Source organism: Curtobacterium sp. NPDC089991, assembly GCF_044748425.1.
Classification (GTDB): Bacteria; Actinomycetota; Actinomycetes; order Actinomycetales; family Microbacteriaceae; genus Curtobacterium.
In genome coordinates, this window is the sequence record NZ_JBIVGB010000004.1 from 382,394 (window position 1) to 405,351 (window position 22,958).

At 71.5% G+C, this 22,958-nt stretch carries 26 protein-coding genes; 5 read left to right on the forward strand and 21 right to left on the reverse strand.

Going from position 1 to position 22,958, the window contains the following annotated elements; genetic code table 11:
* Window positions 1-8: 8 nt before the first annotated feature.
* Genes ACIPV1_RS13850 through ACIPV1_RS13870 form a run of 5 tightly spaced genes read right to left on the reverse strand, consistent with a single transcriptional unit; the run spans window position 9 to window position 4,669 of the window.
* Complete coding sequence (locus ACIPV1_RS13850; RefSeq protein ID WP_402726650.1) at window positions 9-590, reverse strand: hypothetical protein; 582 nt, start codon at window positions 588-590, stop codon at window positions 9-11.
* Window positions 591-646: 56 nt separating this feature from the next.
* The gene (locus ACIPV1_RS13855; RefSeq protein ID WP_402726651.1) at window positions 647-1,645 is read right to left on the reverse strand and encodes a hypothetical protein; all 999 of its coding nucleotides are present in this window, start codon (window positions 1,643-1,645) and stop codon (window positions 647-649) included.
* Entirely contained in the window at window positions 1,642-2,445 is an 804-nt protein-coding gene (locus ACIPV1_RS13860) for a heme ABC transporter ATP-binding protein (protein ID WP_402726652.1), read from the reverse strand. Before ACIPV1_RS13860 ends, ACIPV1_RS13855 begins: the two co-directional genes overlap by 4 nt.
* Window positions 2,442-3,545, reverse strand: a complete 1,104-nt coding sequence (locus ACIPV1_RS13865; RefSeq protein WP_374203004.1) for a FecCD family ABC transporter permease — start codon at window positions 3,543-3,545, stop codon at window positions 2,442-2,444. The genes ACIPV1_RS13860 and ACIPV1_RS13865 overlap by 4 nt, the downstream gene beginning before the upstream one ends.
* Window positions 3,542-4,669 carry a hemin ABC transporter substrate-binding protein gene (locus ACIPV1_RS13870; RefSeq protein ID WP_402726653.1) on the reverse strand — a complete coding sequence of 376 codons (1,128 nt, stop codon included), beginning with the start codon at window positions 4,667-4,669 and terminating at the stop codon, window positions 3,542-3,544. Before ACIPV1_RS13870 ends, ACIPV1_RS13865 begins: the two co-directional genes overlap by 4 nt.
* 118 nt (window positions 4,670-4,787) lie before the next feature.
* Here ACIPV1_RS13870 and ACIPV1_RS13875 point away from each other — a divergent pair, with 118 nt between their 5' ends.
* Together ACIPV1_RS13875 and ACIPV1_RS13880 are read left to right on the forward strand one after the other, a co-directional pair.
* The gene (locus ACIPV1_RS13875; RefSeq protein WP_402726654.1) at window positions 4,788-5,825 is read left to right on the forward strand and encodes a glycerate kinase; all 1,038 of its coding nucleotides are present in this window, start codon (window positions 4,788-4,790) and stop codon (window positions 5,823-5,825) included.
* 114 nt (window positions 5,826-5,939) lie between these two features.
* Window positions 5,940-6,986, forward strand: coding sequence for an NAD(P)-dependent alcohol dehydrogenase (locus tag ACIPV1_RS13880; protein WP_111085390.1), 1,047 nt, complete (start codon window positions 5,940-5,942; stop codon window positions 6,984-6,986).
* A 78-nt stretch (window positions 6,987-7,064) separates the two neighbouring features.
* Here the strand turns inward: ACIPV1_RS13880 and ACIPV1_RS13885 are convergent, their stop codons facing one another.
* The 4 genes from ACIPV1_RS13885 to ACIPV1_RS13900 all read right to left on the reverse strand — a co-directional run bounded on the left by ACIPV1_RS13885 (window position 7,065) and on the right by ACIPV1_RS13900 (window position 11,106).
* Complete coding sequence (locus tag ACIPV1_RS13885) at window positions 7,065-8,474, reverse strand: hypothetical protein (protein ID WP_402726655.1); 1,410 nt, start codon at window positions 8,472-8,474, stop codon at window positions 7,065-7,067.
* Complete coding sequence (locus ACIPV1_RS13890; RefSeq protein ID WP_133937529.1) at window positions 8,464-9,300, reverse strand: TIGR03943 family putative permease subunit; 837 nt, start codon at window positions 9,298-9,300, stop codon at window positions 8,464-8,466. The genes ACIPV1_RS13885 and ACIPV1_RS13890 overlap by 11 nt, the downstream gene beginning before the upstream one ends.
* Entirely contained in the window at window positions 9,287-10,306 is a 1,020-nt protein-coding gene (locus ACIPV1_RS13895; RefSeq protein ID WP_131844766.1) for a permease, read from the reverse strand. Before ACIPV1_RS13895 ends, ACIPV1_RS13890 begins: the two co-directional genes overlap by 14 nt.
* A 221-nt stretch (window positions 10,307-10,527) precedes the next feature.
* A complete protein-coding gene (locus ACIPV1_RS13900) occupies window positions 10,528-11,106 on the reverse strand; it encodes a TetR/AcrR family transcriptional regulator (RefSeq protein WP_165918714.1) in 579 nt (192 codons plus the stop codon).
* A 96-nt stretch (window positions 11,107-11,202) separates the two neighbouring features.
* On the opposite strand from ACIPV1_RS13900, the gene ACIPV1_RS13905 reads away from it, so the two are divergent.
* Entirely contained in the window at window positions 11,203-11,517 is a 315-nt protein-coding gene (locus tag ACIPV1_RS13905; protein ID WP_123293830.1) for a multidrug efflux SMR transporter, read from the forward strand.
* Window position 11,518: 1 nt separating this feature from the next.
* The gene (locus ACIPV1_RS13910; protein ID WP_402726656.1) at window positions 11,519-11,878 is read left to right on the forward strand and encodes a DMT family transporter; all 360 of its coding nucleotides are present in this window, start codon (window positions 11,519-11,521) and stop codon (window positions 11,876-11,878) included.
* A gap of 218 nt (window positions 11,879-12,096) precedes the next feature.
* On the opposite strand, the gene ACIPV1_RS13915 is transcribed toward ACIPV1_RS13910, so the two are convergent.
* Both ACIPV1_RS13915 and ACIPV1_RS13920 read right to left on the reverse strand, forming a co-directional pair.
* On the reverse strand, window positions 12,097-13,236 hold the full coding sequence (locus ACIPV1_RS13915; RefSeq protein ID WP_123339972.1) for a CE1758 family FMN-dependent luciferase-like monooxygenase: 1,140 nt from the start codon (window positions 13,234-13,236) through the stop codon (window positions 12,097-12,099).
* Between the two features lie 85 nt (window positions 13,237-13,321).
* Window positions 13,322-14,221: a phosphatase PAP2 family protein gene (locus ACIPV1_RS13920; RefSeq protein ID WP_402726657.1), complete on the reverse strand. Its 900-nt coding sequence runs from the start codon at window positions 14,219-14,221 to the stop codon at window positions 13,322-13,324.
* A 238-nt stretch (window positions 14,222-14,459) separates the two neighbouring features.
* Between ACIPV1_RS13920 and ACIPV1_RS13925 the strand changes: the two genes are divergently transcribed.
* Complete coding sequence (locus ACIPV1_RS13925; protein ID WP_165901145.1) at window positions 14,460-14,909, forward strand: DUF4383 domain-containing protein; 450 nt, start codon at window positions 14,460-14,462, stop codon at window positions 14,907-14,909.
* A gap of 63 nt (window positions 14,910-14,972) precedes the next feature.
* Here the strand turns inward: ACIPV1_RS13925 and ACIPV1_RS13930 are convergent, their stop codons facing one another.
* The 10 genes from ACIPV1_RS13930 to ACIPV1_RS13975 form a co-directional block, all read right to left on the reverse strand.
* A complete protein-coding gene (locus tag ACIPV1_RS13930; protein WP_123937364.1) occupies window positions 14,973-16,304 on the reverse strand; it encodes an ATP-dependent RecD-like DNA helicase in 1,332 nt (443 codons plus the stop codon).
* On the reverse strand, window positions 16,301-18,238 hold the full coding sequence (locus ACIPV1_RS13935; RefSeq protein WP_402726658.1) for a cytochrome c oxidase assembly protein: 1,938 nt from the start codon (window positions 18,236-18,238) through the stop codon (window positions 16,301-16,303). Before ACIPV1_RS13935 ends, ACIPV1_RS13930 begins: the two co-directional genes overlap by 4 nt.
* 208 nt (window positions 18,239-18,446) lie before the next feature.
* A complete protein-coding gene (locus tag ACIPV1_RS13940) occupies window positions 18,447-18,734 on the reverse strand; it encodes an HU family DNA-binding protein (protein WP_111085379.1) in 288 nt (95 codons plus the stop codon).
* A 278-nt stretch (window positions 18,735-19,012) separates the two neighbouring features.
* Window positions 19,013-19,318: a 30S ribosomal protein S14 gene (rpsN, locus tag ACIPV1_RS13945; RefSeq protein ID WP_111085378.1), complete on the reverse strand. Its 306-nt coding sequence runs from the start codon at window positions 19,316-19,318 to the stop codon at window positions 19,013-19,015.
* Between the two features lie 2 nt (window positions 19,319-19,320).
* Window positions 19,321-19,491 (reverse strand): 50S ribosomal protein L33, encoded by a 171-nt coding sequence (rpmG, locus tag ACIPV1_RS13950; RefSeq protein ID WP_017886456.1) that lies wholly within the window; start codon window positions 19,489-19,491, stop codon window positions 19,321-19,323.
* The gene (gene rpmB / locus ACIPV1_RS13955; protein WP_111085377.1) at window positions 19,491-19,727 is read right to left on the reverse strand and encodes a 50S ribosomal protein L28; all 237 of its coding nucleotides are present in this window, start codon (window positions 19,725-19,727) and stop codon (window positions 19,491-19,493) included. The genes rpmG and rpmB overlap by 1 nt, the downstream gene beginning before the upstream one ends.
* A gap of 230 nt (window positions 19,728-19,957) precedes the next feature.
* Window positions 19,958-20,650: an alpha/beta fold hydrolase gene (locus ACIPV1_RS13960; RefSeq protein ID WP_402726659.1), complete on the reverse strand. Its 693-nt coding sequence runs from the start codon at window positions 20,648-20,650 to the stop codon at window positions 19,958-19,960.
* A gap of 10 nt (window positions 20,651-20,660) precedes the next feature.
* Window positions 20,661-21,104, reverse strand: a complete 444-nt coding sequence (locus tag ACIPV1_RS13965) for a Fur family transcriptional regulator (protein ID WP_123293457.1) — start codon at window positions 21,102-21,104, stop codon at window positions 20,661-20,663.
* Window positions 21,101-22,072: a metal ABC transporter permease gene (locus tag ACIPV1_RS13970; protein ID WP_243834061.1), complete on the reverse strand. Its 972-nt coding sequence runs from the start codon at window positions 22,070-22,072 to the stop codon at window positions 21,101-21,103. The genes ACIPV1_RS13965 and ACIPV1_RS13970 overlap by 4 nt, the downstream gene beginning before the upstream one ends.
* Window positions 22,072-22,917 (reverse strand): metal ABC transporter ATP-binding protein, encoded by an 846-nt coding sequence (locus ACIPV1_RS13975; protein ID WP_123293829.1) that lies wholly within the window; start codon window positions 22,915-22,917, stop codon window positions 22,072-22,074. Before ACIPV1_RS13975 ends, ACIPV1_RS13970 begins: the two co-directional genes overlap by 1 nt.
* Between the last annotated feature and the right edge of the window lie 41 nt (window positions 22,918-22,958).

Consider the following 22,958-nt stretch of genomic DNA (forward strand, 5'->3'; position numbering starts at 1 on the left):
CGCGTGGGTCACCAGGTGACGGGGACCTGGACCTCGTCGAGGTCGACCGGGTCGTTCGCGACGCCGTGCGCCGAGAACGTCTGGACGAAGCACTCGTACTGCCCGAGGGCAGCGTTGGCGGTCGCGGTCTTCGTGGCGTCGTAGTCGCAGCTGACGGTCGCGGCCGCGTCGCCGGTGTGGTGCGGGTCCGCGGTGTAGGACTTCGCGACGTCGATCGTCGTGGTGAAGCCGCCGCCGGCCGTGAACGCGCTCTTCGACACCCACTGGGCGGAGCCGAACCAGCCGGAGTTGGTGGCGTAGTCCGCCTGCTTGGGCCCGTAGACGACGTAGACGCCGAAGCCGCGCCCCTGCGCGTCTCCGTCGAAGCCGCTGCCGGTGCCGGTGACCGTGACGCTGCCGTCCGAGACGCCGTGGAGCGCCCCCGGGCCGTCGGTGACGACCGAGGCCGGACCGCTGACGGACAGGCTGGCACCGTAGTCGTTCGTGACCGCGGTGGCCGCGGACGCGCTGACCGCGGGCAGGACGGCGATTCCGACCGCGGCGACCCCTGCCGCCAGCGTGATCCCGAACGAGCGTGCGATTCGTGTCATGTTCGTGTTTCCCTCTCGATGTGGGCGCCCCCTGTGAGCACCCGGGTCCGGTGGTCCTACGGCGCGACGTCGGTCGCGGTGCGTCGTGCGGTGCGACGGGAGTGCACGATCGCGAAGACGACGAGCGCCGCGACGGCCACGACGAGCGCGGACAGGCCGCCGAGGACGATCCGCAGCACGCCCGGGTCGATCCCGCCCGCGGAGCCGTCGGCAGCCGCGGCCGCCACCGCCGAGGGGGTCGCCCCTGCCGGCACGGTGGGGGTCGCCGACGCGGTCGGCTCCGCGGTGGCGCTCGGCTTCGTCGTCGACCGCGCGGACGGCTTGGTGGTCGCGCGGGTGTCGGCGCTCGCCTCGGACGTCGGCTCGGCGGACGGACGGGAGGCACTGCCCGCGTCCGTCGTGTCGGCCGGCGCCTGCTCGGTGGTCGCCCTGGTGCCGCCACCGGCCAGCGTGCCGCCGCTGCCGTACAGGTTCTGCACGGAGACGGGTGTGAACGACTCGTTGTTCGCGTTCGCGACGCCGTGCGCACCGATCGTGATGATCCCGCACTGCACGACCGTGCAGTCGACGGTCTTCGCGGCACCGTTCCGGTCGAGCGCCTGGAACGTCGAACCGGGGACCTTGAGGGTCGCGGACCAGGTGCCCGTGGCGGAGTCGACCGTGCCGCCGTTCGCCGCCGACGCGGTGGTGCTGCCCTCGAAGGCCACGAAGTCGAGGTACCCGGTGGGGTTCGACTCGTCGTCGGGCACGTAGCTGTAGTCCGCGCCCGTCGCCCCGCCCTTGCTCGGCTGCCAGGTGCCGTTCACGGTGCCGAACGCCACGTAGATGCCGCCGTACCCGTTCTTGACGCCCTGGAACCCGGAACCGCGCAGGCGCAGCGTCGTCAGGTACGTCGAGTCGACCTGGTTCGTGACCTCGGGGTGCCCCTCGATCGCGACGCTGACACGGCCGGCTGCCGCTGCGGGGGCGACGCCCACCAGGGCGGCTCCCCCGGCACTGAGCGCGACGAGCAGTCCGGCGAGCGCGAGCCGCAGAGGGCGGGTGCGGGTGGTCACGAGGAGGCCTCCTGGAGGGTTCGGGACGGCACGACGACGGGCGTGCCGGTGTTCGGGTCGGGCACGACGGTGACCGGGTGTCGGTAGACGGTGCCGATGCGGTCGGCGGTCAGGACGTCGGTGGGGGTGCCGTCGGCGACGATCCGGCCGCCGGCGAGCATGGCGACGCGGTCGGCGTACGCCCCGGCGAGGCTCAGGTCGTGGAGCACCACGACGACGGCGCCGCCGGCCCGGGCGTGTGCGCGGGCGACGGCCAGCACGGCCTCCTGGTGCCGCAGGTCGAGGGCGGCGGTCGGTTCGTCGAGCAGGAGCACCGGGGTCGACTGCGCCAGGACCCGGGCGAACGAGGCCCGGGCTCGCTCCCCGCCCGACAACGAGGGGAACGCCTGGTCGATCCGGTCGGCGAGTTCGACCTGGTCGAGCACCCGCGCGACCACGGTGTCGTCGTCGACCGCTCGCGGGGTTCCCCGCCACGGAGCACGGCCCATCCGGACGACCTCACCGACCCGGAACCCGAAGGCCACCGCGGTGTCCTGCTCGAGCACGGCACGCCGACGAGCGGTCGCGAGCGGTGCTTCGCCGCCGGTGCGCACGCCGTCGATCGCGACCGTGCCGCTGTGCGCGAGGTCACCGGCGATCGCCCGGAGCAGGGTCGACTTGCCGGCACCGTTCGGACCGACGAGCGCCAGGACCTCGCCCGCGCGCACGGTCAGGTCGACGTCGGCGAGCAGCGGTCGTCCGTCGATGACGACGCCGATCCCGGAGACGACCACGGCGCCGACAGCACTCGTCTCGATCATGCCCAGCCTCCCGACCGTCGGCGCGCACGGCGCAGGAGCCAGAAGAAGAAGGGTCCGCCGACGAGCGAGGTCAGCATGCCGATCGGCAGGTCCGCGTACGGCACCAGGGTGCGCGCGAGCAGGTCGGCGATCGTCAGGAGCAGGGCGCCGCCGAGCGTCGAGACGAGCAGCAGCGGGCCGTGCGCCGGCCCGATGACCATCCGCATCAAGTGCGGGACGACGAGCCCGACGAACGCGATGATGCCGGCGAACGCGACCGCTGCGCCGACGAGCAGCGCGACCACGACGATCGCGACGACCCGGACGGCCTCGACCCGCACCCCGACGTGCCGCGCGGCCCGGTCACCGAGGGCGAGCAGGTCGAGCGAACGCGTCAGCACGACGGCGCCGACGAGGCCCGCACCGATGACGGGGGCGATCGCTGCGGCCTGGTCCCACATCGAGCCGTTCAGGGACCCGAGCTGCCAGAACACGATCTGCTCGCGCGCCTGCTGGTCGCCGAGGAACGTCAGGAAGGCGAGCCCCGCGCCGGTGAACGCGTTCACGGCGATGCCGGTGAGCAGGAGTGTGACGACCTCGGTGCGGCCGCCGGCACGGGACAGCCCGTAGACGAGCAGCGTCGCGACCAGGCCCGCGGCGAAGGCCATCAGCGGCGTCGTCCAGTACCCGGCGAACTGCAGCCCGAACACGATCGAGGCGCAGGCCCCGAACGCCGCGCCTCCGGACACCCCGACGACGCCGGGGTCAGCCAGGGGGTTCGCGAACACGGCCTGCATGAGCACACCGGCTGCGGCGAGCGCGGCACCGATCAGCAGGGCCATCACCACGCGCGGGAACCGGATCGTCCACAGCGCCTGGGTGACGAGGTCGTCGGCGGGACCGTCCACGGGCAGCCCGAGCGACCGGCCCACGGTCCGGAGCACCTCGGCGGGCGAGATCCCGAGCTGCCCGACGCTCGCCGACACCAGCGTCGCGACGACGAGCGCCACCACGAGCCCGATGGTGAGGAGCGCGATGCGGCCGGCCCGCGACCTGGACGTGACCGCCGGTGCTGCGGGGACGTGCGTGGCGGGCGCGATCCGTTCCTCCCGGATGGTCACGAGGCGTCCGCCGGACCGTAGATCGCCGCGGCCAACGCGGCCACGATCTCGGGCGTGCGCGGCCCGAAGCTCATCACCGTCGTGTCCGCCATGTCCACGATGCGGCGGTGCTCGCCCGCGGGCGTCTTCGCGATCGCGGGGACCCGCTGGAGCAGTCCGTCGACGCCGTCGACGGACTCGAGGCCCTTGGTCATCATGATGACGAGGTCCGGCTGCATCGCGACGAGCGCCTCGGCGTTGACGGGGCGCATGCCCGTCCAGTCCTGTTCCGTCGCGACGTCCCGCCCGCCGACGGCGTCGATGAGCGAGTCGGCGCCGGACTCGCTGCCGAACAGGTAGTAGATCCCGGCGTTCCCCCGCACGTACAGGAACACCATCTTCAGCTTGTCGGCCCGAGCCGACGGCGCGATCCGGGCCACCTGCGCGGCGACGGCCTGCTCCTGCGCGTGCACCTCGGCGGCCAGGCGGTCGCCGGTCGCCGGGACGCCGAGCGCGGTCGCGACCTGCTCGATGATCGCGTCGGTGTTCGTGGTGTCCCGGTGCGGGTCCAGGACGACGACGGGGACGCCGGCCTTCCGGATCTGCAGGACGACGTCCCACGGTCCGAGTGAGGTGTCGGTCAGCAGCACGGTCGGGCGGAGCGCGAGGATCGCCTCGGCGGAGAGTTCGTGGCCGTTCTGGGTGACGAGCGGCAGGTCCTCGGTGCCCGCGAAGCCGGTCGAGACGTCCCGTCCGACCAGGTGGTCCCCCAGGCCGAGGCCGTACACGGTGGACGACAGCGTGCCGGAGATGTCGAGCGCGAGGATCCGGTCCGCGCTCGTGACGGTCACCTCGGTGTCCTGGTTGTCGGTGACGGTGACGGGCAGCTCGGGCTCGTCCACCGTGCTCGCCGTCGGCGGCAGGTCCGTCGCCAGGGTCGCGGTGCGCTCGCCGGTCACGTCCTTCGCGTCGGTCACCGGGGCGATGGCCTGGAGGCCCGCGGCCGGGTCCGTCGCGCTCGTCCCGCGACCCGCCGCGTGCGTCGCGCCCGTGGTGCCGGTGCCGCCGCCGGTGCAGCCGGTCGCCACGGCGAGGACGACGAGGGCGGACGCTGCGGCCGTGAGGGCGCGACGGAGTGACGACATGGAGATGATCCCGAGTGCTGGTTCGTGAAGTTAGGTGAGCCTCACCTAACCGTTAACTTAGGTGAGCCTTGCCTACCTTGTCCAGCACGTGTCGCCGTCTCCCCGCTACGGTGGTCCCGTGCGCATCGTGGTGGCTCCGGACTCGTTCAAGGGCACCGCGACCGCGGCGTCCGTCGCCCAGGCGGTCCGCGACGGCTGGCTGACCGAACGCCCCGACGACGACGTGGTGCTCGTGCCGATGGCCGACGGCGGCGAGGGCACCCTCGAGGCGTTCGAGACCGCGGTCCCCGGCGCAGTCCGGGTCCCCGTCACAGTGACCGGGCCCGCCGGCACCCCCGTTGAGACGTTCTGGCTCATGCTGCCCGACGGCCGTGCGGTGGTGGAGCTCGCGGCGACGAGTGGTCTGCCACTGCTCGACGAACTCCTGCCGGACACCGCGACGAGCCGCGGGTTCGGCGAGGCGATCGCCGCCGCGCTCGACGCCGGCGCCACGGGGCTCGTGCTCGGCATCGGCGGCAGCGCCTCGACCGACGGCGGCCGGCCCGTGCTCGAGGCGCTCGGGTACGTCGGCGACCGCGGCACGCTGCGTGCCCTGCCACCGCTCGGCGTCACCGTCCTGACCGACGTGACCTCACCGTTGCTCGGCCCGACCGGCGCCGCCGCGGTCTTCGGGCCGCAGAAGGGGATCGAGCCCTCGCGGGTCGCATCCTTCGACGAGCTGCTGGCCGCCTGGGCCGCCCGCTTCCCTTCGGTGGACCCCGCGACCCCCGGCGCCGGCGCAGCGGGTGGCGTCGGCTTCGGCCTGCTCGTCTGGGGTGCGACCCTGGCCCGCGGCGCGGACGGTGTCGCCGAGGTACTCGGGCTGGCCGACCGACTCACCGGCGCCGACGTCGTGATCAGCGGCGAGGGCCGGTACGACGGCCAGTCCGCCGCCGGCAAGGTCCCGTCGGTGGTGCGGTCACTCACGGCGACGCACACCCCCGGCGCCCGGTCGATGCTCGTCGCCGGCGCGATCGAGGCCTCGCTCGACGACTACGCCGCCGCTGCCTCGCTCACCGTCCTCGCCACGCAGACCACCGGGGAACCGGACGACGCCCTGGCCGACCCGCTGCGCTTCGCCACGATCGCGGGCCAGCGCCTCGCACGGCTGGCCTGACCACTCCGATTCCCGCACTGGGGAGCCCCATTGGAACCTCCCACGCTGTGGCGCGCTCCATCAGACTGGTTGCGGGCCGGAACCGGCCCGCAACGCACCCCCACGAGGAGATCATTGCGCACCGTCAACGCGTACGCGGCACCGTCAGCGACCGAGCCGCTCGTCAAGACCACCATCACCCGTCGTGACGTCGGAGCGAACGACGTCGAGATCGACATCGCCTACGCCGGCATCTGCCACTCGGACATCCACACCGTCCGCGGTGAGTGGGGCCAGATCCAGTACCCGCAGGTCGTCGGCCACGAGATCGTCGGCCACGTCTCCGCAGTCGGCGAGAACGTCACCAAGCACCAGGTCGGCGACCGCGTCGGCGTCGGCTGCATGGTCAACTCCTGCGGCGAGTGCGAGAACTGCGTCGCCGGCGAGGAGCAGTACTGCCTCAAGGGCAACATCGGCACGTACACGAGCGTCGACCCGGCCGACGGCTCGATCACCCAGGGCGGCTACTCGCAGGCGATCGTCGTGAACGAGGACTTCGTCCTCCGCGTCCCCGAGTCGCTCGACATCGAGAAGGTCGCGCCGCTGCTCTGCGCCGGCATCACCACCTACTCGCCGCTGCACCACTGGAAGGCCGGCCCCGGCACGAAGGTCGCGGTCATCGGCATGGGTGGCCTCGGCCACATGGCCGTCAAGATCGCGGTCGCCCTCGGCGCCGAGGTCACCGTCCTGTCGCAGACCACGTCGAAGGAAGCCGACTCGCTCCGCTACGGCGCGAAGGCCCACTACGCGACGAAGGACCCGGAGACGTTCGAGAAGCTCGCGAACTCCTTCGAGCTCATCATCAACACCGTGTCGGCGAAGATCCCGATGGGCTCGTACCTCGGCCTGCTCAAGGTCGACGGCACGCTCGTCAACGTCGGCGCTCCGTCCGAGCCGCTCGAGGTCCCGGCGTTCGCCCTGATCCCGCGCCGGCTCAGCTGGGCCGGGTCCGCCATCGGCGGCATCCGCGAGACCCAGGAGATGCTGGACTTCTGCGCCGAGCACGACATCCTGCCGGAGACCGAGCTCATCAGCGCCGACCAGATCAACGAGGCCTACGAGCGCGTGCTGTCCTCGGACGTCCGCTACCGCTTCGTGATCGACGCGGCCACGCTGGCGTAGTCGGCACCACTTGCGAGACGGGAGGCCCGTTGCCAGCCGGCAACGGGCCTCCCGTCTGTCCGCCTGTCCGTCGGGCGGTCAGCCGACCTCGTCGCCGGACGGCAGCGCGCCGCACCAGTCGACGGAACCCGCGTCGATGCTCGCCTCGAGCGCGCCGGAGGCCGCGTCGACGATGCTCACCAGCTGGTCGGTCGCCGACTTCGTCGCGACCGCCACGAACTGGCCGTTCGGGGACGGGCAGACCGCCGTGACGCTCGCGTCGTCGGGGATGGTCACCGGCAGCCGGGAGGCCCGTCCACCGTCCACGCGCACGATCCGTGCCGAGACGGTCCCGTCCGACCGCACGTCCCCCAGCACGCGCAAGTACGTGTCGTCCGTCAGCGGGGCGATCCTGCCGAGCACCGCCGCGTCGGTGCTCGCGGCCGGCGCCCGCAGCGCCGTCTTCGCGCCGTCGGTCAGGTCGAGGCGCTCGATGCCCGTGCCGGTCTCGACGACGGCCGTGGTGCCCGAGCCGACGAACCCGTGCAGGTACGTGGCGCTGCCGAGCCGGACGGGGTCGGCGCGGCCGCTCATGTCGACGAGCACCAGGTCGTCGCTGCCCGTCCGCACCAGGGCGCTCTCGGTCCGGGGCACGTAGGCCCACTGCCCGACCGTCATCGGCACGGCGCCCGTCTGCGGCTTCCCGTCCTCGGCGATCGCGGTGGGCAGGTGCGTGCCCGTCATGTCGACCACGTACAGACCAGTGTTCCGCGACTGCCCGGTGGACGTGTCGGCGTACTCGAACCCGAACGACGCCGCGTCGTCGGCGACGTGCAGCGCGGTGACCCGCCCCTGCGAGGACGGCAGGGTGAGGTGCTCGACGGGGGCGTCCGGGTCCTGCACCCCGCCGGACAACGCGACCACGTCGACCGAGGAGCTCGCGTCGCTGCCGCTGACCACCACCAGGGACCGTCCGAGCCGGGCGTACTCCGAGATGTCGGCTCCCTGGTACACGGTCGTCGCACCGCCGGCGTCGAGGGAGCGGCGCACGATGCGGTCCTTCGCCCCGTCGGCTCCCGGCACGAGGGCGAGGACGTCGGTGCTGCCGGTCCGGATCGCGGCGGTGAGGTCCGCGGTGGCACGCTGCCCCGGAGCCCGGACGTTCGCGACGGTCACCGTGTAGTCGCGGTCGTAGGCCAGGGGTCCGGCGAACTCGACCGCGATCGTGTTGCCGCTCGAGGTCACGGTGTGCGCGGCCGCCGGGGTGACCCGGACGTCGGCGGCGGACACCTGCTGCAGTGCCTGGTTCGCCGTCAGGATCACCCGCTGCGCCGGACGGGACACCAGGCCGGTGGCGTCGTACGACACGTCACGCAGGCGTGGCCCCTGCTGCGACCCGACGACGGCGGCGAGCGCGGCGACGACCGCCAGGACGAGCACGACGGCGAGGTACCGGCGGTGGAACCGGCGCGTGACCGGGCGGCGACCACGGCGCCCCTCAGTACTCATACGGGTCCTTCGGCTGCGCGATCTCGGTGACCTTCGCGGCCTTGATGACGATGCGGGCGTCGGCGGACTGGTCCGGGTTCGCCGCGAGTGCGCCGGTCACCGTGACCCACTGCCCTTCGTCGGGCTCCGCCTCGGTACGGTCGCCGCCCTCGGTCACCACGCCGAGGCCGACTGGCTGGGCGTCCACGGCGCAGCAGCTGATCACGAACCGGGTCAGGGTGAACGAGCCGTCCTGGCCGGGCACGACGAAGCCGGACAGCCGTACCTGCTTGCCGACCAGGGCCGTGGTGTCGGTGGTCTGCCGGATCAGCGCCGCCCAGTCCTTGACGCCGTACTCCGAGGTGTCGACGCCCTCGCTGCCGAGCAGGGAGACCGCCGCCTCGGAGCCCGTCGCGTTCGACAGGGTCGCCGAGTCCACGCTCCGCTGCTGCGCGGTGCGGGCGGACAGCGTCGTCGGGGGCAGGACCAGCATCGACACGGTGACCCCGACCGTGACGATCGCGGCCGCTCCGCCGAGGGCAAGGCGGACGGCGCGACCACGGCCGGGCCCGCGCCGCCCGTGGTCGTGGTCCGGCTCGTGCTCGTGCTCGTCCGCGTCGTCACCGTGCGTGTGGCCGTGGCCGCGTGCGATGACCACCAGGCCCGCGATCGAGGCGGGTACCGCGACGGCGGCGAGCACGATCGTGAACACCGAGTACCGCGGGTTGATGTACAGGTCGAGGTGGCCCACCAGTGCGAGCCAGAGCGTGCACAGGGCGACCGCCAGCACGGACCCGAGCCCGAGGTAGGCCGGAGCGTTGCTGCTGCGTGCGTCAGACGAGGACATTCATCACCAATCCCACGGCGCCGGCGAACAGGACGCACACGACGGCGAGCAGCACCAGGAACCGGACCCGGAACGTCGTACGGAGCAGGGCGATCATCTTGACGTCGATGATCGGCCCGATGATCAGGAAGGCCGTGATCGACCCGGGCAGGAACGTCGAGGCGAACGACAGCGCGAAGAACGCGTCGACGTTCGAGCAGAGCGACACCGTCATCGCGAGCAGCATCATCGCCGCGACGGAGAGCACCGGGTTCGAGCCGATCGCGACGAGCGTGGAACGCGGCACCGCGACCTGGATCGCCGCAGCCAGGCCGGCGCCGACGAACAGGGCCGGCATCATCGTCGCGGTCTCGCCGCCGAACTGCGCGGCGCTCTCCCGCCAACGGTTCCGGCTCCGTGGTGCGCCGATCGCAGCGCGGCAGCGGGCCTCGAACGCGGGCAGCAGCAGGTCGGCCGGACGGCGGTGTGCGGCGACGATCCAGCCGACCAGGTTCGCGATCACGAAGCCGCCGACGATCCGGACCGGCAGGATCCAGCCGGACCAGCCGAACGCCTGCGCGGTGCTGATGATCACGAGCGGGTTGAGGATGGGGGCGGCGACCAGGAACGTGACGGCCTCGGCAGGGGTGAACCCGCGCATCATCAGGCCGCGGGCCAGGGGCACGTTCCCGCACTCGCACACCGGGAACAGCATGCCGATCAGCGAGATCACGGCGCGGCGGCCGAAGGCGTTCTGCGGCAGGACCTTCTCGAGCGCACCGACCGGCACCCACACCTCGACGACGATCGACAGCACGATGCCGAGCACCACGAACGGCAGCGACTCGACCACCACGCTGATCGCCAGCGTCAGGAAGTCCTGCACGACGTCCGGCAGGCCGGCGGTCCCGATGCTCGGGGACAGCAGCCGGATCCCCAGGAGCACGACGACGGTGAGCAGCACGAGGCCCGGGCCCGTCAGGGAACGGGAGCGGGAGCGCTGCTGCGGCGGCGTGGTCGTCGTCACCCGGAAAGGATAGGCGACGCGTGCTGCGTGGCGGTCCGCGCGCGGCCGCCTGCGCACCGTGCGAGTTCGTTCACCCCGTGCAGGGTTGCTCGCTCGGTGCAGGCCTGGAGCGCCGCACGGAGCCACCAACAACGCACGGGTTCGCGAACCCAGCACCGTGCACGTGCTCCACCGCCAGCCACAACGCCGCACCGGCCCGCGAACCCAGCACCGTGCCGCAGTCAGACCCGGGCGATGCCCGCCACGTGCCGGTCGAGCGTGTCGATCGCCCACGAGGCGTCACCCCCGGGATCGACCCGCACGATGTGCATCGCGAGCCCGTCCACCAGGGCGTGCAGCCGCCGGGTCTCGTAGGGCACGTCGGCGTCCGGCACCCCGAGCGCCCGCAGGATCCGCCCGCACCACTCCCGCATCTCGTCGACGACCCGGTCGTGGAACGGCCGCAGCTCGGTGTCGGTCAGCGCCGCCGTGCCGAGGCCCAGGTAGACGTCGAGCTCGATGCGTCGCTCCTCGTCGAGGGGCAGGAGCTCGAGCAGGACCGCGTGCGCGTACGCCGTGCCACGCAGGTCCGCGGGCACGGCGTCGATCCGGGCCGCGGTCGCGTCGAACACGAGCTCGAGCGCGTGCGACCGGACGCTCGCCTGGGTCGGGAAGGTGTAGCGGACGGTGCTCGGCGGCAGTCCGGCCTCCGCCGCGACGTTCCGGACGCTCAGCGCCCCGAGTCCGTCGCGGGCGAGCACCCGGCACGCCGCTTCGGACACGGTGCGGCGCCGCTGCTCGACGTCCATGCTCCTGGCCACGACGCCATACTCGCACAGTCGTACGAACTCGTGCTACCGTCGGGGTCGTTGTCGCACAGTCGTGCGACTATGCGACCGAACGAAGGGAACATCGTCATGGCATGGGTCATCCTCGTGCTGAGCGGCGTGCTCGAGGCCGTCTGGGCCACCGCGCTGAGCGCCTCGAACGGCTTCAAGAAGGTCGTGCCGACGATCGTGTTCATCGCCGGCATGGCGCTGAGCATGGTCGGGCTCGCGTTCGCGATGAAGTCGATCCCGGTGGGCACCGCCTACGCCGTCTGGGTCGGCATCGGCGCCTCGCTGACGGTCGTCGTGTCGATCCTGCGCCGGCAGGAAGCCGCGTCGCTCGCACGCCTCGGCCTCGTGTTCGGCCTGGTCGCCTGCGTCGTCGGCCTCAAGGTGGTGAGCTGAGGTGGCCTGGATCGTCCTGTTCCTCAGCGCCACGCTCGAGACCGTGTGGGCGACCGCCCTCGGCGAGAGCGACGGCTTCACCCGACCCGGCCCGACGCTCGTGTTCGCGATCACGATCGTGGTCAGCCTGGGCGCGTTCGGCTACGTCCTCAAGCACATCCCGATCAGCACCGCGTACGCCGTGTGGACCGGCACCGGTGCAGCCCTGACGGTGCTGTGGGGCATGGCCACCGGCGCCGAGCCCGTCACCCTGCTGCGCGTGCTGTTCATCGCCGGGATCGTCGGCTGCGTCGTCGGCCTGAAGCTCGTGCCGGCCCGCCCGGTCACCGAGCCCGCGTCCCCCGCCGAACTCTCGCGCTGAGCGACAGCTCACGCGCCGCCGGCCCCGTGATCTGTCGCTGAACCCGAAAGCCGACTCGCGCCGTGGACGCGCGCCGGGACGGACGGGAGGCCCGGTGCCAGCTGGCGCCGTGCCTCCCGTCCGCATGTGGTCGCGCCCACCCCGCATGGTGAGGAGAAAAGGTCGGGTCACCTCGCGGGACCCGACCGTTCCTGCTCACGAACCGAGCGCTGGGAGCGTCAAACGGAGGCGCCCGTCCACTCGTCCTCGGCGGCGACGTGGTCGCTGCCGACCGTGCCGGCGGCGAGCGCCGCGGCGGCGCGCTCCGTGTGGCTCGGCGGGTTCGACGGCACGTCGGACGGACGGCCCTCGTCGTTCAGCTTGCGGAGCTCGGGGACGATGTCCGTGGCCAGGATGTCGATCTGCTCGAGCACGGTCTTGAGCGGCAGCCCGGCGTGGTCGACCAGGAACAGCTGGCGCTGGTAGTGGCCGACGTGGTCCTTCATGGCCGCGTACCGGTCGATGACCTGCTGCGGCGAACCGACCGTGAGCGGGGTCTGGGCGGCGAAGTCCTCCATCGAGGGGCCGTGCCCGTAGACCGGGGCGTTGTCGAAGTAGGGCCGGAACTCGTTGACCGCGTCCTGCGAGTTCTTCCGGGCGAAGAACTGCCCGCCCAGACCGACGATCGCCTGGTCCGCACGGCCGTGACCGTAGTGCTCGAAGCGCTGGCGGTACAGCCCGACCATCTGCTCGGTGTGCTGGATCGGCCAGAAGATGTTGTTGTGGAAGAAGCCGTCGCCGTAGTACGCGGCCTGTTCCGCGATCTCGGGCGTGCGGATCGAGCCGTGCCAGACGAACGGGGGCACGCCGTCGAGGGGGCGCGGCGTCGAGGTGAAGCCCTGCAGCGGCGTGCGGAACTTGCCCTGCCAGTTGACGACGTCGTTCTCCCAGAGCTGACGGACGAGCGCGTAGTTCTCGATCGCCAGGTTGACGCCCTGGCGGATGTCCTGCCCGAACCACGGGTAGACCGGGCCGGTGTTGCCGCGACCCATCATGAGGTCCATGCGGCCGTCGGAGATCACCTGGAGCATCGCGTACTCCTCGGCGATGCGCACCGGGTCGTTCGTGGTGATGAGCGTGGTGCTCGTCGAGAGCGTGATGTCCTTCGTCTTCGCCGCGAGGTAGGCCAGCAACGTGGTCGGCGACGAGGCGACGAACGGCGGGTTGTGGTGCTCGCCGGTGGCGAAGACGTCGAGTCCGGCCTGGTCGGCGTGCTGCGCGATCGTGAGGATGTCACGGACGCGCTGCGTGTCGTCCGGCGTGGTGCCGGTCGTGGGGTCGGTCGTGACGTCACTGACCGTGAAGATGCCGAACTGCATGATGCGCCGCCTTTCGCGATATCGATGCGTTTGCATCGACTTGCTGGGTACAACGTAGCGTACGCCGGTGCATTCCCACCAGGCGTCAGCGAGCTGCGGACAGCGCTGCGGGGTCGGTCCGGGCCGCGTGGTGCATGCCGTCGAGGAACCACACCGCGGTCACCACCGCCAGGACGCTCGCGCTCGAGGCCAGTCGTCCGGCCATCAGGATCGCGGCGTGGTCGTGAGCGCCGTCCCCCGTCAGGCCGACGACGAGCGCGGCGACGCCGACGGCCAGCGTGACCCCGGTGGCGACGAGCAGGACGACGCTGACCACCCGGCGCGGACCCCGACGGCCGTCCCGGTCACCTCGGAGGCCCCGGTCGACCCTCGGACCGAACGCCCGGACGACGCCGAGCCAGAACACCGCGATCGCGCACGCCCCGATGATGTCGCTCACCCGGTGCCAGCCGTAGACGACCGTCTGGTTGGCGACGAAGACCGCGTAGGCGGCACCGAGCAGCGTGACGATCGGCCGGAAGCGACGGGGCGTGACCATCAGGACGGCGAACAGTGCGGCCAGCGCGATGGTCGCGTGGCCTGAGGGGAACGAGTTCGGCGTCGTCGACTGGGCGATCTCCGGGCGCTCGGCGATACGCTTGACGAGCGTCGAGGTGGCCGCCGACGCGAGCACCACTGCACCCGCGCCGAGCCCCACCGAGAGCCGTCGCCTGGCGAACGCCACCGCGACGATCACGACAACGAGCAACAGGATCACCGGCACCGAGATGACGTTGAGCGCAGTGTCCGAGCTGAACAGGTCGGACTCACGGACCCCGCCGAGCGCGGCGTCCTCCATGCGCTGCCCCACCGGCGTCAGCACCGCGGCCGCGTAGACGGAAGGCACGATCACGAACCCCAGAGCCGCCAGCACACCCCACCGCAACCGCCGCGAGACGCTCGGTCCACGCGACTCCGGTGCATTGCGCTCGGGTGTCAAGGTCACCGGGCTGGTCCTCCTCGGAGTGGTCGTCGTCGGTCTCGTCGCACGCCTGGTGACGGCGCTGCGATTCGGACGGTCGGGGTCGGACACGATACCGTTGGCTCACCGGCCGGAGGCTGGGAACCGCGCGGCCGTCACCCGCGGATCCCGCGCTGTGCCGCTCAGTGCCGCGCCGCTCAGTCCGGCGGGCACCGCCGGACTGACGCACGTCGCGTCGGCAGTGTACGAGGAGGAGACCGAAGTGGCCATCAAGGAACCGGGCATCACCGCCTCACCGAACCGCGGGCTCGCGCTCACGGTCGGTGGCGTCCTCGCACTCTGGGGCATCCTGGGCTTCTTCTTCGCCGCCGACGGCGACCCCGGCTTCTTCAGCCGCCAGGGCGGGATGCTCTGGAACGCCTTCGGGGTGAACCCGCCGCTCGCCCTCATCTGGGTGCTGCTCGCCGCGGTCCTGCTCATCACCGGGCTCGGCACCACCATCGGTTCGCGGAACGGCAACCTGGTCGTCGGCGCCGTGCTCGTGGTGCTGGCCGTGTACGGCTTCGTCTTCGTGAACACCTCGGCGAACATCTTCGCGCTGAACACCACCGACAACGTGTTCCACGCGATCGTCGGGGTCATCCTGCTGCTGACGGCGCTCGGTGCCGACAAGGAGAACCTCCGCGCGCTGCGTGCGGCGGCTCGCGCCTGACGCACCGACACGCTCCCCGACGCCCGTCTGCCGCTCCGGCAGGCGGGCGTCGTCGTGTGTGCGTCAGGCGTCGTCGCCGGAGTCGGGATCCGGCGCAGGCTCCGGCTTCCGGGCTTCGAGTGCCGTCGCGACGATGCGTGGCGCCTCGGACATGAAGCGTCGGACATCCGTGTCGACGATGATGTCCTGCGGCCGCAGCGGCCGGGTCAGGTACAGCCCCTCGAGCGACGTCAGGCGTGACAGCGCGACGTACGTCTGTCCGGCGCTGAACACCCGGTTGCCCAGGTCGACCACCGCGCGGTCGTAGGTGCTGCCCTGGGACTTGTGGATCGTCACCGCCCAGGCGAGTCGCAACGGGAACTGCTGGAACTCACCGACGGTGTCCTTCTTGAGTTCCTTCTTGTCGGCGTCGTAGGAGTACTTGAACTTCTCCCACACCGACGGCTGGACCTCGAAGGACTCTCCGTCGACGTCGACCCATACCGTGTCGCGGATCGCCGTGACGATGCCGAGGGTCCCGTTCACCCACCGCTGGTCGGCGTCGTTGCGCAGGAACATCACGTGCGCGCCGGGCTTGAGCTCGAGGGCTTCGTCGGCCGGGAAGTTCCGCCCGCCGAAGTCGCCGTTGACGTCGGCCTTCGCGGTCTTCACCTTGCCGGGCAACCGTTCGAGCGCCGCCTTGTTGATGCGCGCGACGGTGTCGTTCCGGGTGGCGAGGGTGATGGCGTCGTCGGGCGAGGGCCGTGCGCCCGCGGTGTTCAGCTGGTCGGCGATCTCGGCGGTCACCCGGCCGTGCCGCACCGCCGTGAGCATGGCGGCGAAGGCGTCGTCGCGCTGGCGGTGCACGGTGGCGAGCTCGATGATGTTCAGCTTCGCCTCGAGCCACACCTTGGCGTCGAAGAACCACATCGACCGGTAGTGGTCGGTGAAGTAGGCGCGTTCGTCGGCACCGCCCGGGACCGGCGGCAACTGGTACGGGTCGCCGAACATGACCACCTGCACTCCGCCGAACGCCTCGAACTGCCGCCCGCGGGCCTTGCGCAGCGAGCGGTCCATCCCGTCGAGCAGGTCGGCGTTCACCATCGAGACCTCGTCGATGACCAGGGTGTCGATGGTGTTCAGGAGCTTGCGGGTGTCCGGTCCCTGGCGCAGCTCGGCATCGGCGATGAGCCCGATCGGCAGGCGGAACAACGAGTGGATCGTCTGGCCACCGACGTTCAGGGCCGCGACCCCGGTCGGTGCGCAGATCACGACCTGCTTCTCGGTGTTCCACGACAGGTGGTTGAGCAGGGTCGACTTGCCCGTGCCGGCACGACCGGTGATGAAGACGTGGTCACGGGTGTGCTCGATGTACTCGAAGACGGCCCGCTGCTCGTCGCTGAGCTCGACGCTCATCGTGCGTCCTGCTCGAGGGTCTGCGCGTCCGCTCCGAGCGTGCGCGCAGGCGATCCAGCCCGCCGAAGCTGCACGAGCACCACCACGACGACCGCCACCAGGAGCAGCACCCCGGCGACCACGAGCACGAGCCCGCCACGGGCCTGGTCGACGAGCGGATCGGGGCCCCACGTCCGCCCCATCGCCCCGAACCACGACGCCTGCAGCAGTCCGAGCGGCCCGCGCATCGCGACGCCGAGCGACACCGCTCCGGCGGCGACGACCGCGGCCCCGACGATCCGGACGATCGCTGCTGCGCGGGTCGGGTACTGCTGGCCGGCCGCGACCGGTGTGAAGAGCGTCGGCATCGCCAGGAGCCCGACGAGCAGGAAGCCCACGTCGATGACCGTGCGCCCCGCGGAGTCGCTCACCGACCACCGGACGGCATCGGTGGCGAAGTACGCCCACCACACCGCTGCGGCGAGCAGGAACGCCGGGAAGGGCTGCACCAGGTAGCGGACCGCGGCGTTGTCGACCAGCACACCGGTCCACTCGCGCACCCCGGTGCTGTCGTCGTCGCGCGGGTGCACCGCGGCCCGGATGAGCACGACGGGAGCCGCCGCCCACACCAGCGCCGGCACCACCAGGCCGAGCAGCACGTGCGCGCCGACGTTCGCCGACACCAGGAACCGGTCGTACTGGTGCAGCGAACCGGACGTCGCGACCACGAGCGAGATGATCGCGAGGGCTGCCGCCACCGAACGGCGCACCGGCCAGTGGACCCCGGCGCGGCGCAGGCGCACGACACCGGCCGCGTAGGTCGCAGCGAGCAGCACGGCGGCCATCAGCCAGAACAGGTCGATGTTCCACTGCGTCAGCCAGCCCCAGGCCCCGGGCGCGTGCGGCAGCAGGTCGTCGGTGAGCAGCTCGGCGGGGCTCGGGTCGGTCGTCTTGCTCAGCGCGATCTGGTCGACCGGGGTGGCCGTGCGTCCGAGCGCCGCGGCGAAACCCGATGCGACGCCCATCACGGCGAGCTCGACCACGATCAGGGTCCAGAACGGGCGGTGCCGTGCCGGCGCCTCGGTCAGGGAGCGGATCGCACGCCGACGCTGCACGGCACCGAGGACCCCGATGGCGACGATCGCGCCGATCTTGACCAGCACGAGGGTGCCGTACGGCGTGAACAGGTTCGACAGGGCACCCACGCGGATCTGTGCCGAGGCGACACCCGACACCGCCACGAGCACGAAGCACCCGAGCGCGATGCTCGAGTACCGCGCGACGACCACGGCCAGGCGGTCACCGGGCAGCACGCCGCGCAGGAGCACGAGCATGGTCAGGCCACCGACCCAGAGCGCGGCGCCGACCAGGTGCAGCCCGAGCGCGGTCACGGCGGCGTCGTGGCTCGCGGTGCCGGCGGCGTGGCCCTGCTGTGCGAGCGGGATGAGGCCGATCATCGACACACCGGCGGTCAGGGCGACCATGCCCCGGGAACGGACGGCGAAGCAGAGCACCGTGACGGCAGCCGCGACGAGCACCGTCACGAGCCAGGCGAGCCCGAGGTCCGTTCCGGTGAGGAACACGCCCATCGACTGGCCGAACTGCTCGTCGATGCTGATCTTCGAGCCGGCGACGCTCAGGAACGTGAAGAAGGTGGTGACCGCGGACGACACCGTCCAGAGCCCGCTGGCGGCGGCCGCGACGTCGATGGCGCGGTTCCACTCCGGGCCGGAGCGCGAGAGTCCGACGGTGGCCAACGCGAGGCCGCCGATCGTCGCAGCGGCGGACAGGTCCACGACCAACCGGGAGATCGGCAGACCGAACCGGACCAGGGCACCGGGGTCGGCGATCAGCGCTGCGTTCGCACCACCGCCGATGACGAGTGCCGTGAGCAGCGCCACGAACCCGACGAGCAGGAGCACGGCGGGACCGGCGATGCGCGCGATCCGATTCACCCGTCAAGCCTAGGCGGTGCCCACCCGGCCACCGAACCGGCCGGGCCGACCTGTGGGAACCGGCACGGGCCTCCCGGTCGACGCAGCGCGACGAACGCGACCCGACGCGACGAACGCGACAGGACGAACGCGACCCGACGCACCGAACGCACCCTGGAAACGACGAAAGGGACGGCCGAAGCCGTCCCTCTCGATGCGCGGAACAGTCTTACTTGACCGCAGCCTTGAGCTTCGAGCCGGCGCTGACCTTGACCGAGTCGCTCGCGGCGATCTCGATGGCCTCACCCGTCTGCGGGTTGCGGCCGGTGCGGGCGGCGCGGTGCGTCTTCTCGAAGGCGATCCAACCGGGGATCGTGACCTTCGTGCCGTCCGCGACGGACGACGAGACGACGCTGAAGAGCGCGTCGACGACGCCGTTGACGGTGGCCTGGCTCTGGCCGGACTCGGCGGCGACGGCAGCGACGAGCTCGGTGCGGTTCAGTGACTTGTCAGCCATGGATGTCCTCCTCGGACTTCTTGCAGTATCGGTCGGACGGACGTGCCGTCCGGCGCCCGGAGCGGTTGCCCCGTGCCACGGTGCCAGTGGGCCGAGGGCCCGGCGGAACCGGAGTTGAACCTACCAGCCACATCGGACGTTTTCAGCCGACTCGCCCGGATTTCCGGGCTTGTCGCGGGTCCAACGGGGCAGATGTGACCCCTGAGGCGCCCTTGTACCCCGGACACAGCGAACGCCCCGCCACCAGGAGGTGACGGGGCGTCGGGTACTGCGAGTGCTTACCAGGAGCTCTTCGTGATGCCGGGGAGCTCTCCACGGTGGGCCATGTCGCGGAAGCGGACACGGCTGATGCCGAACTCACCCAGGTGGCCACGGGGGCGGCCGTCGATCGCGTCGCGGTTGCGGTAGCGGATCGGGGATGCGTCGCGGGGCAGCTTCTGCAGGCCCACGCGAGCGGCCTCACGCGACTCGTCGGAGCCGTTCGGGTCCACGAGGGCCTTCTTCAGCTCGAGACGACGCTCGGCGTAGCGCGCGATGATGACGGCACGCTGGTTGTTCTTCGCAATCTTGCTCTTCTTCGCCATGCTTAGCGCTCCTCACGGAAGTCGACGTGCTTGCGGATCACCGGGTCGTACTTCTTCAGCACGAGACGGTCGGGGTTGTTCCGACGGTTCTTCTTGGTCACGTACGTGAACCCGGTGCCCGCCGTCGAGCGGAGCTTGATGATCGGACGGATGTCCTGACCCTTTTTCGCCATCAGATCTTCTCCCCACGGGCGAGGACGTCCTTGACGACGGACTCGATGCCCCGCGCGTCGATGACCTTGATGCCCTTAGCGCTGACGTTGAGCGTCACGTTGCGACGCAGCGACGGCACGTAGTACGTCTTCTTCTGCACGTTCGGGTCGAAGCGGCGCTTCGTCCGGCGGTGCGAGTGCGAGATGTTGTGACCGAAGCCGGGAACGGCGCCGGTCACCTGGCACACTGCTGCCATGGTTTCCTCCTGAGGTACCGTGCGACCGGACGGCCGCACCCAAGTTCACTTGCCTGGTGCGCACGCGCAGGACCACCGGAGTGGTGCATGCGAGGGGGTTGTGCACACCGCCCAGGCCCGCAGCCCCTGTCGAAGGGGGAACGGACACCACGCGACCGCGGCGTTCGCGACGGTCGGAGGGCTTGGAACAACGGGTCCACCACGCGGACGTGGAGGACCAAGGGAAGAGCTTACGCGAGCTCCGGGCGTGTCGCAAGCGCACGCACCATGAGCTCGCCGAGTTCGCGCGGCGCCGTGAACATCGGCCAGTGTCCGGTCTCGAGTCCGACGATGCTGAGTTCCTCGGTCGCGACGAGTTCCGCGGCCCAGGTCTGGTGGTCAGCCACCATCGTCGCGAGCTCGGTCGCCGGGATCTCGCAGGTGATCACCGTCGCCGGGATCGTGTGCCGGGCGGCGTCGGCGTAGTGGAACCGGTCGGACGGCACGGCGGCCGGCTCCGGGATCGCGCGGTGCCCGAAGGACTCCCGCAACGCCGGGGTCATCCCGCGCACTGTGGCCGGCTCCCAGACTTCCCACGACGGCAGCGGCACCACACCGTCCACCACGGGCAGTTCGTCGTTCACGCAGCCGCCGGCGGGACCGGGGAACGTGTCGACGTAGAGCAGGTGTGCGACGAGCGAGGGCCGCTGGTCGGCGGCCATGTACGCGATCGGTCCGGCACCGGAGTGTCCGGCGAGCACGACGGGCTCGTCCGGGCTGGCGACGTCGTCTAGGCGCTCCACGAGCGCCGCGACCTGCTCGTCGAGCGTGTCGCCGTCGCGGGTGATCGCCTCGACCGTGTGGCCCGCCTGCAGCAGCACCGGGGCGACGTCGTCCCACGCGCTCGCATCGAGCCAGAACCCGGGGACCAGGATGACGTGCATGGCGCGGACGCTACTCGCCGTCGGCGTCGCCGGTCCGCGGTCCGGCTGCGGCGGCAGATGCCGTGCACACCGCGCACTCGCCGAAGATGTCGACGACGTGGCTGGCGTTCGTGAACCCGTTGGCGGCGGCGACGTCCTGCGCCCACTGCTCGACGGGGTCCGCCTCGATCTCGACGGTCCGGCCGCAGTTCCGGCAGATCAGATGGTGGTGGTGCGCGTCCGTCGTGCACGCCCGGTACAGCGATTCGCCGTCCTGCTGCAACGAGTCGGCGTCACCCTCGGTCGCCAGGTCGGCGAGCGCCCGGTAGACGGTGGCGAGGCCGATGGTCGAGCCCTCGTCACGCAGGTGTTGGTGCAGCGCCTGCGCGCTGACGAACCCCTCGGTGGAGTCGAGGGCACCGCGCACCGCTTCGCGCTGCCACGTGTTCCGCTTGACCTTCTGCACGGCGTTCATGCTGGTGCACCCACCTTCGTTTCGGCTGACGTTCCGGAACCGGTTCCGGCTCCGGTTCCGGTTCCGTTCGTTCCGGACGGGAGGCCCGGTGTGCCCCCGCCACGCTGGTCGCGGCGGACGACCCGGTCGCGTCCACGGCGGTCGCGCCTGGCCCCGACGATCCGGCAGACCACCCAGATCGCGAACGAGATCGTCGTCACGTAGGGGCTGATCGGCAGGCCGCCGCCGAGTGCCAGCAGGATGCCACCGACGACCGACACCACGGCGAACACCGTGGACAGCACCGGCACGACGACCGGGTGCGAGCTGAGCCGCAGGGCCGCAGCGGCCGGGGTGACGAGCAGCGACAGCACGAGCAGCGCGCCGACGATCTGCACCGACACCGCGGTGGCCAGGCCGAGGACGAGCATGAACACGATCGCGAGCGTCCGCACCGGGATGCCTGCGGCCGCGGCCACGTCGGGGTCGACCGACGCGAACATCAGCGGCCGCCAGATGACGAGCAGGGTCGCGACCACGATGGCGGCGATGACGATGAGGAACGTCAGCTGGGGGTTGTCCACCGACACGATCTGGCCGGTGAGCAGCCCGAACTTGTTGGCCGCACGTCCCTTGTAGAGCGCCAGGCACAGGATGCCGAGCCCGAGGCCGAACGGCATGAGCACGGCGATGATCGAGTTGCGGTCGCGCGCTCTCGAGCCGAGCACCCCGATGAGCAGCGCCGCGATCACCGACCCGACGAGCGAGCCCGTGACGACGTTGACACCGAGCAGCAAGGACGCGCTCGCGCCGGCGAAGGACAGCTCCGAGATGCCGTGCACCGCGAAGGGCATGTTCCGGGCGACGACGAACGGGCCGATGAGCCCGCCGACGATGCCGAGCACCGCGCCGGCCCAGATCGAGTTCTGCACCAGGGCCACGAGCTCGCCGTAGTCCTGGAACGAGAAGACCGTCGACAGGACGTCCATCAGATCCGCCCTTCGTCCGACGCCGGGGCGTGCGGGTCGACCTCGCCGTGGTGGTGGTCGTGCGCGTCGTTCGCGCCGACGATGACGATGCGTCCCATCGTGCGGACGACGTCGACGGGGGTGCCGTACAGGTCGCTCAGGACGTCGGCGCGCAGGACCTCGTCGGGGGAACCGATCCGGAACCGGCCGCCGGCGATGTACAGGACTCGGTCGACGACGTCGAGGATCGGGTTCACGTCGTGCGTCACGAAGAGCACCGCGGCACCCTGCTGCCGACGCTGCCGGTCGATGAGCTCGGTGACGCCGCGTTGGTGCCGCAGGTCGAGTGAGATGAGGGGTTCGTCGCACAGCAGCAGTGCCGGGTCGGCGGCGATGGCCTGACCGACGCGGGTGCGTTGCTGCTCGCCGCCGGACAGCTCGGCCACCGGGGCGTCTGCGAACGCGGTGGCGCCGACCTCGTCGAGGATGCGGTCGATGCGGGCGCGGTCGGCCTTCGACGTCGGCAGGACGCCCCACCGGTGCCCCGTCACACCCTGCGCGATCATGTCCCGCGCGCGCAGGGGGGTGCCGGCCTCCATGAGTCGCTGCTGCGGGATGTAGCCGATCTTCCGGTGCCCACGACGGACGGGCTGGCCGAGGAACGACATCGTGCCGCTCGTCAGGCGCTGCTGCCCGAGCACCGTGCGCAGGAGCGAGGTCTTGCCGGCGCCGTTCGGGCCGAGGACCGCGACGAACTCCCCCGGCGCGATGTCCAGGTCGAGGTGCCCCCAGAGCTTCCGCTCGCCGAAGGACAGTCCGGCGTCGCGCAGGGCCAGGACCGGACGGGCCGCAGCCCGGTCGTCCACCGAGGTGGTCGCCGGGCTGTCGGTCGCCGCTGCTGCGGTCG